Annotated in this window: 5 protein-coding genes and 1 pseudogene; 4 read left to right on the forward strand and 2 right to left on the reverse strand. The window is 69.5% G+C overall.

Annotated elements, in window-relative coordinates:
* Positions 1-1200, forward strand: a 1200-nt coding sequence (locus QZ294_RS10920; protein ID WP_297050947.1) for a DUF2079 domain-containing protein, incomplete at its 5' end; no start/stop codon positions are given.
* A 339-nt stretch (positions 1201-1539) separates the two neighbouring features.
* Here QZ294_RS10920 and QZ294_RS10925 read toward each other — a convergent pair.
* Complete coding sequence (locus QZ294_RS10925) at positions 1540-2097, reverse strand: translation initiation factor 2 (RefSeq protein WP_297050951.1); 558 nt, start codon at positions 2095-2097, stop codon at positions 1540-1542.
* Positions 2098-2190: 93 nt separating this feature from the next.
* Entirely contained in the window at positions 2191-3189 is a 999-nt protein-coding gene (locus tag QZ294_RS10930) for an OmpA family protein (RefSeq protein WP_297050956.1), read from the reverse strand.
* Between the two features lie 1151 nt (positions 3190-4340).
* Between QZ294_RS10930 and cbiD the strand changes: the two are divergent.
* The 3 genes and pseudogenes from cbiD (at position 4341) to cobM (ending at position 7938) form a co-directional block, all read left to right on the forward strand.
* Positions 4341-5637 (forward strand): annotated as a pseudogene (gene cbiD, locus QZ294_RS10940) (cobalt-precorrin-5B (C(1))-methyltransferase CbiD).
* A complete protein-coding gene (gene cbiE, locus QZ294_RS10945) occupies positions 5634-7115 on the forward strand; it encodes a precorrin-6y C5,15-methyltransferase (decarboxylating) subunit CbiE (protein ID WP_297050982.1) in 1482 nt (493 codons plus the stop codon). The pseudogene cbiD and the gene cbiE overlap by 4 nt, the downstream one beginning before the upstream one ends.
* Before the next feature lie 40 nt (positions 7116-7155).
* A complete protein-coding gene (gene cobM, locus QZ294_RS10950; RefSeq protein WP_297050992.1) occupies positions 7156-7938 on the forward strand; it encodes a precorrin-4 C(11)-methyltransferase in 783 nt (260 codons plus the stop codon).
* Positions 7939-8132 lie beyond the last annotated feature (194 nt).

Below are 8132 nucleotides of genomic sequence, written 5' to 3' on the forward strand. Positions count from 1 at the left end.
AGAGAGAGAGAGAGAGAGAGAGAGAGAGAGAGAGAGAGAGAGAGAGAGAGAGAGCTGCCGGCTTCCCGGCCACTGCCTGAAAATGCCTGGATCTGGACGGCCCTTGCGCTGCTGCTGATCTTTTTCGCCTTCCGCCCCTTTCTTGCCGCCTGGGCGCGCCAGACCCACTTCACGACCCTTGTGACCCCTTTTCTGGCCCTCGGCTGCCTGTGCCTGCACAAAAACCGCCCCGGCCTTGCCATGGCCTGCGCGCTTCTTGTCTGCCTCGGGCAGGAACGGGCTTCCGTGGCGGTATTCGGGCTTGGCATGTACGCATGGCTGCTGCTCGGGCAGCGCCGGGCGGGCATCTGCCTCTGCCTGCTTTCCTGCGCCTGGTTTTTCGGCGCCACGCAATGGTGGCTGCCCCTCATGCGCCGGTATGCGGGCCTGCCCGAGACCTACGCATTCGCCCGTCACATCGCGCCGCTGGCCGGATGGGACGAAAAACTCTCTGTGCTCGGCTGGCTGTGCGTCTGGACGTGCTTCCTGCCCTTCTGCGGCCGCAGGGCGCTGCTCACCGCCGCATGCGCCCTGCCCTCCCTCTCCCTCTGCCTCATCTCGTCGCCCGCGTATGCGATGCTCCATCTCAACAGCCAGTACTACGATCTGCCGTCCGTCTTCCTGCTTCTTTCCATGGCCTACGGCATGCGCCGGCTCCAACGCCTCCTGCCGCCACGGCGCTGGAAACCGCTTTTCCTCGCGGGCACCGGCGCCTACTGCGCCATCCTGCTCGCCTCGCAGACCGGATGGTACAATCCGCTCGTCACCACGGCACGACTGCTGACCGCGCCTGACCGCCAGGAACGGGAGCTGCTCCGGGCCGACCTTGCGCGCATCACTCCCCTGCCCGAGGGGGTGACGCTCTACGTCCAGTCCGGTCTCGGGCCGCATCTGGCATTGTTCGAACATCGCTACATGGCGATGCGCGATCAACTGGAGGGTCCGCTCCCCCAGGCCCTCCTCGTGCTCTCGCCACTGGCGGGGCAGGCGGCGCTGGGAGCCGACTATGCCGAGATCCTCCACCGCGCCGACGCCCATCCCGACCTGACGCTGGTGACGGATACGGGGCGTCTCGCCATCTATGCCGGCAAGGCTCTGGCGCAGGCGCATCCCGAACTTCTGGAGCGCCTGCGGGGAAAGGCCGCCGGCGGAACGCCATAGGCCGGGCGCACGACAGCGCGGTCAATCCCCCCTCACGGGAAGCCCCTTGCCCATCGGCGGCGGGGGCGACGGGACACGCCCCCTGCGCTTTGCGACGCGTACCGCATATTGGGCGTGGTATTCCGGGCCGCCTTCCAGAAGCACAGAACTCATCAGACCAAAAACATGCATGTCGCCCGCCGGGGCTTTTCTGCTGCGGAAAAACGGGGAGCGGCGGTAAGAAAAACGGCCGGGGCAAAGCCCCGGCCTGCATGATGACCGATCCCGCAGCATGACGGCGGCGCCGCTGAGCGACGCGCGCGGGTGTGGGAAGATCGCGTGTATCGGACCTGGAAGGGATCAATCCTGCCAGGCCTTGCCGTCATAGCGGATAAGCTCGTTGAGACGGCGGGCGCGCACCTGGGTGCAGGGCGCGGAAAGCGCAGCCTGGCGCGTGGCGCCACGGCATTCGAAGATGCGCTCCTGATAGCGGATGAAGCCCACATACTGGCCGTTGGCGCCCGGCTTCATTTCCGTGCTCACGTTGCCGGTATCGACCTCAAGATAGGTCGCCACATACTGGTCGCCGACCTTGCGGACTTCCTTGTTGGCCTTGTTGGGCAGCAGGGTCCGCGCCGACTGGGCGGCAAGCTTGTGCCCCATCTTGTCCAGCTCCGCCTTGATCTGCGCTTCGGACTTGGCGCCCTTCCTGCCGGAAGTCTTTGCGGCAGTGCTCTTGGCGGCCTTGGCCGGAGCCTTGGCCGCCGGTTTGGCGACCTCGGGCGCAGGCTCGGAAGCCGGAGCCACGGACTCCTGAGCGGCGGGAGTGACCGTCTCGCTCTCTTCCGAGCTGCTGAACCAGGCGCAGCCGCCGGCCATCAGGGACAGGGCCACAACGAACACCAGAGATTTTCGCATCGACATACCTCGCGTCAGGAAGTTTGGGGCCATAATCAAAGCCGGGCGGCATGCGCCGCCCGGCCGGGATCAGTGTTGGTCGCTGGGACGCGCCTAGTCGAAGGCGATCTCGACGCGGCGGTTCATGTAGCGGCCTTCTTCGGTATGGTTGTCATACTTGAAGGACTTGCCGCAACCGATGGCCGTCATGCGGCTGGCCGGGATGCCCTGCTTTTCGAGATAGTTCTTCACGGAGTTGGCGCGGTTCTGCGAAAGCACCTTGTTGTAGGCGTCGGAGCCGATGTAGTCGGTCCAGCCCTTGAGGACGACGCGCTTGTTGGGGTTGGCCTTGATGAGCTGGGCGGCCTCGTTGAGGATGCCCTGAGCCTTGCTGTCAAGCGCATAGGAATTGAAGGCGAAATGCACGCCGCGCAGGACGATCACGTCCTCGTCCTGGCAGAAGACGGCAAGGACGAAGCGCTCGACGGCGGCGTCGCTGGTGGCGAGTTCTTCACCGCGCACCACGATGGTGCCGGGGTTGAGGGCGGCCAGTTCCTTGATGGTGGCTTCACCCTTCGGGGTGTCGGCAAGGGAGATGATGTGGATGGTGAGGTCGCGCTGGCTGGCATAGAGCTGGCGGGCCACTTCCACGACGCTGGAGCCGCGGTTGTTGTCGCCGTCGGTCACGAGGATGATGGCGGAGGGGGCCTTCATGCTGGAGATGAACGGCTCATACTTCTGGAGGCCGTTGCCCATGCTCGTCATGCGGCCGAAGATCTGGAAGCCGCTCTTCAGCTTGTTGATGCCGGCGCTCATGGCCGCGCGGTCCCACGGACCCTGGGGGACGATGACGCCGTCGGGCGTGACGGTGTGCAGGCCGCCGTTATAGTCAAGGGCAGGAATGGCCGCATTGACGCGCTGCAGCACGTTCTTGGCGACGACGATCTTGTCCTGTTTGAGCTGCTTGTTCTGCATCATCATGGAGCCGGAATAGTCCACGACGAAGTCGAAGCTGTTGATCTTCTTGTTGCAGGTCGGCGTGGCAGCGGCGGCCGCTACGGCGTAGCCCAGAACAAGAACCGCCGCGAGGGCGAGAAGACGAAATGATTTCATGGTGCCTCCCAAAAACGGTTTGTGTGTCGGCATTGATTCTCTGGCGCCGACAGTTATAACGGTTTGCCCGCCAGTAAGAACCGGCTTGTCGCCCCGTCCGCCTGAACGCGGCAACAGATTTTTCCTTACGCTCTTTTAGAAAAATTCGCAAGTCATATTCCCCGTTTCCCCCCAGAAGGCCACGGACAATGTCCGCACGCCGCAAAACGTGCCTTTTCCGGCCGCCGCGCGGCGTCTTCCCCGCCCAGCCATCCGGGGCGCAACAGGGGCCGCGCCATGGGCGCAACATGAGGATGCGGGGCGGACACCCCTGCTGGACACCTCCCGACCCATGGGGCATACTTTTCCGCCGTTCAGCACAAGGAAGATCCATGCCAGCACTGACCTTTTCCAAATGGAGTTCCGGCGGCAACACCACGCTCTTCCTGCATGACGTGGCCGCCCCGCCCCGCCGGCAGGCGGCATGGGCGCGCGCCGTCCTCCACCCGGCCGTCCTCGGGGCGGAGCAGGCGGGCTGCGTCTCGATGGCCGCCCGCACCCTGCATATGGCCGGGGGCGAGTTCTGCGTCAATGCGAGCCGCGCCTTCGGCGCGCTCCTCGCCCTGAGCGGTCCAGGCGCCGGCGCGGCACCGCTTTGCGCGGACGTCAGCGTCTCCGGCTGGACAGGCCCTGTGCGGCTCACCGTGCGCGGACGCGCCCCCCGCTGGGAGGTGAGCGCCCGGCTCCGGCTGCCGCCCGGCTGCCGCCCGGAAACGCACGCCGGCGGCAGGATCGTGCGCCTGCCGGGCATCACGCACCTGCTTCTGCCCCTCGGGGACGGCGCCGCGCCCCCGGACCTTCCGGAGCGCGCGCGGTCGGCCATCCGTGCCGCCGGGCTGGAGGACGAAGCCGCCGCGGGCATCATCTGGTGGAAGCCCCGCGCGCGCGGCGCCGCCATGTTTCCGGTCGTGCGCGTGCGGGATGCCGGCACGCTTGTGGCGGAAAACGCCTGCGGCTCCGGCGCCCTGGCCCTGGCGCTCGAGCTGGCGCTCCAGAACGGCCACGGGGAGTGCGACCTCCTCCAGCCCTCAGGCTCCGTCCTGCATGTGCGCCTTGCTCCCCCCGGGGAGGACGGCGCGCTGGAAGCGGAGATCGACGGCCCGGTCGTCTTGCTGGCCCGGGGACGCGTCTGGCCGGATACTGCAGATACTACGGACACGGCGGATGCTGCCGATGCTGCGGATACCGCGGATGCCGGAAACTGACGCCACGCGACCCGGCGCCCGGGACTCCCCCCCCCTGCGCGAAGGCTTCACCACCGGCAGCGCGGCCACCGGGGCGGCCCTGGCGGCCCTGACCCTGCTGCTGCGCCATGCCGCGCCGGCAACGGTATCCGTCCCCCTGCCGCCCATCACGCCGCAGGCTCCCGGACCTGCCGGCACGCCGGGACCGGAACTGCCGCGCGCCTGGATGGACCTGCCCGTGGCCTTCTGCGCGCATGGCCCGGCGCCCGAGCTTGCCGCCCTGCCCCACGCCACGCCGCGCGCGCTGCCCGGCGCCCATGCGCGCGTCCGCAAGGACGGCGGCGACGACCCGGACGCCACCAACGGCGCCCTGATCACGGCCACGGTCTTTTTGCGTTCCCCGGCCGCGCCGCCCCATGACCTCCGGCTGGAGGCGGGTCCGGGCGTCGGGCGCGCCACGCTGCCCGGCCTGCCCGTGGCCGTGGGCGCGCCGGCCATCAATCCCGGTCCCCGGGCGCAGCTCCGCTTCGCCCTGCGGCGCGCTCTGGACGACATGGCGGGCGAAGGCGCCGAACGCCCCGCGCTCGACGTCATCCTCAGCGTGCCCGGCGGCGAGGAACTGGCGCGGCATACCCTCAACCCCCGCCTGGGCATCACGGGCGGCATCTCCATCCTCGGCACCCAGGGCACGGTGCGCCCCTACAGCCACGCCGCCTGGCGCGCCGCAGTGGCGCAGGGGCTTTCCGTGGCCGCCGCCACCGGTTGCCGCGCCATCTGCCTGTCCACGGGCCGGAGGTCCGAGCGGCTGCTCATGCGCCGCTACCCGGAACTGCCGCCGCAGGCCTTCGTCCAGGCGGCGGATTTCGCGCGTTTCTCCCTGGCGGCCGCGGGGGCGCTTCCGCTGGAGAGGCTTGTCTGGGGCTGTTTTTTCGGCAAGCTTGCCAAACTGGCCCAGGGGCTGGAATATACGCACGCCCGCGAAGCGCCGCTGGACATGGCGGCCCTGGCGGCCCTGTGCCGCGAGGCCGGGGCGGCATGCGCGCCGGAGATCTCCCGCGCCGTCACCGCCGCCCACGCGCTGGAGCTGCTGCTTGCGGACACCGCGGCGCCCGCCGCCCTGGCCGCTGTGGGCGCGCGGGCGGCGGCCACGGCACGCCGTTTTGCCGGACGCCCCGTGACGCTCCACCTTTTCCATACCGACGGCAGGGAGCTTCTGACCGTATGACACACCCCATCCCCTTGCTGCATCCGGCCTCCGATGCCTCCCCCGCGCCCCCGAGCGACGGGGACGGGACCATCCCCCGCGAGGATGCGCGACCGGACCCCCCGGCCGGCGCGGAAGCGGACGACACCGCGCCGCAGAGCGCATCCGCCGCCGAGTCCGAGGGAGAATGGCCGCCCAGAGGGCACCGGCGCTCCTCGCTTTTCGTCTTCATGCCCAGCACCTCCCGGCCCGAGCCGATCACCGTTCTCGGCATGGATTGCACCGTTCCCCTGCTGGAAGACGCCCTGACGCCGCCCCTGCGGCGCCTGCTGGATGAGGCGGACGTCATCTGCGGCCCGGCGCGCCTGCTGGATCAGGTGGCGGAACCGGAGGAGCGCCGGATACGCCGCATCCCGCTGACCCTGCCGCTGGAACCGCTCCTGGACCGCCTGGGCCATCTGCGTGCCGCCGGCGCCCAGGTGCTCGTCCTTTCGGGGGGCGACCCGCTCTTTTTCGGCATCGGGTCCACCATGGCGCGCCAGCTCGGCGCGGACGCCGTACGCATCGTGCCGGCGCCAAGTTCCCTTCAGGCCGCCTGCGCGCGCCTGGCCCTGCCCTGGCACCGGGTCATCTGCCTTTCGCTCCACGGCCGGGAAGACCTGGGACCGCTCAACGCCGCCGTGGCCCGGGGCGCGCCGCTCTGCATCCTCACCGATGCGCGCATGACGCCGGACGTCATCGCCCGGCACCTCCTCGACCGGGGCGTGGACTGGTTCACGGCCCATGTTTTCGAGCGCATGGGCGCGCCGGACGAACGCCGCCATGCCCTTGATCTCGCGCGGACGGCGTGCGCGCGCTTCGGCCCGGCCTGCGTGCTCATCCTGGACCCCACGGGAACGGTCAGGCGCCCGCATCTCGGCATCGACGATGCGGAGCTGGCCGTGGAAGGCTGCTTCACGCGCAAGCCCGTGCGCGCCGCCGCGCTCGCCCTGCTGGGCATCGGGCCGCGCCATGTGGTGTGGGACCTTGGCGCCGGTTCGGGCGCCGTTGCGCTGGAGGCGGCGGCACTGGCCCACGAAGGGCGCGTCATCGCCGTGGAGCGCGACCCGGACCGCGCCATCGGCATCCAGGAAAACCGGCGCCGTTTCGGCGCGGCCACGGTGGAGGTCTGCCTGGGCAAGGCCCCGGACTGCCTGCGCGATCTCCCCGAGCCGCAACGGATCTTCATCGGCGGCGGCCTGTCGGGACCGGACGGCGACGCCCTGCTGGCGACGGCCTGCGCCAGGCTTGCCCCGGGCGGACGCCTGGCGGCCAACTGTGTCCTGCTGGAGAGTCTCCACCGCTGCGGCGAGGCGCTCCGGCAGCGCGGCTGGCCGCTGGAGATCCTCCAGATCCAGAGTGCCGAGGCGCTCCCGCTCGGCGCTGGCAGCCATCTTGCGGCACGGAATCCGGTCTTCCTCCTGGCCGCGCGCAAGCCCGGCGCAAGGGAGACGGAGTAGCCGGCCGCAGGGCGCAGGAAGCCCGCCAGGAGAGAGGTCCATGGAAAAAAAACGCAGCCGCGCCGCAAATGCGGGACTTGTGAGTTTTGTGGGCGCCGGACCCGGCGATCCCGAGCTTCTGACCATCAAGGGGCACAAGGCCATCGCCGCGGCGGACCTTGTGCTCTATGCGGGTTCGCTCGTGCCGCGGGCCGTGGTGGCCTGCGCCCGGCCCGGCGCGGCCGTGGTGGATTCCGCGCCGCTCACCCTTGAGGAATGCCACGCCCGCGTGCGGGAAGTCGCGCTGGCCGGCGGTCTCGTGGCCCGCGTCCATACCGGGGACCCCTCGCTCTATGGCGCCCTGCGCGAACAGGCGGCCCTGCTGGACGCCGACGGCATCCCCTGGCGCGTCATCCCCGGCGTCACGGCGGCCTGCGCGGCGGCGGCTGCTGCGGGCGTGAGTTTCAGCATTCCCGGCACCAGCCAGAGCCTCATCCTCTGCCGGGCGCCCGGGCGCACGCCCGTCCCCGAACGCGAGAGCCTTGCCGCCCTCGCCACGCACCGGACGTCCATGGCCGTCTATCTCTCCGCGCACGCGGCGGGGCGCCTGGCAGAGGAACTGGGGGAGGAACTGGCGCCGCAAACGCCCGTGCTCTGCGCGCGCAGGGTGGGCTGGCCGGATGAGCGCCTTGTCTGGACCACACTGGCGGAGCTGGCCGCCTGCGTGGAACGCAACGGCCTTGACCGCCAGACGATCTTTCTGGTCCTTCCCGGGGAACTGGAGGGCGGTGACGCGCGTTCGCGGCTCTATGCGCCGGACTTCCGCCACGGATGGCGCCCGTGAGGACAGGCCGGGACGAAGGGGAGCGCCGCGTCCCCGCGCGGGGACAGGCGGGAGGAACGCTCCGGAGTTGAGAGCGGTTTGGTATTGAAAGTATCCAAACCGCTCTAGGGTCTGGACCTATTAATGTGACTGCTGGCTTGGGATGTGGCAGCTTGTGCAATGCCACAATCATCCGTCAAAAACAGCCTTTTTTG

Source organism: uncultured Desulfovibrio sp., from assembly GCF_910584445.1.
Classification (GTDB): domain Bacteria; phylum Desulfobacterota; class Desulfovibrionia; order Desulfovibrionales; family Desulfovibrionaceae; genus Desulfovibrio.

What these genes read in the sequence shown, in the direction of transcription:
- QZ294_RS10925 (WP_297050951.1), bottom strand. Translation starts at nt 2,097, where the DNA reads ATGCGAAAATCTCTGGTGTTCGTTGTGGCCCTGTCCCTGATGGCCGGC.
- QZ294_RS10930 (WP_297050956.1), bottom strand. Translation starts at nt 3,189, where the DNA reads ATGAAATCATTTCGTCTTCTCGCCCTCGCGGCGGTTCTTGTTCTGGGC.
- cbiE (WP_297050982.1), top strand. Translation starts at nt 5,634, where the DNA reads ATGACACACCCCATCCCCTTGCTGCATCCGGCCTCCGATGCCTCCCCC.
- cobM (WP_297050992.1), top strand. Translation starts at nt 7,156, where the DNA reads ATGGAAAAAAAACGCAGCCGCGCCGCAAATGCGGGACTTGTGAGTTTT.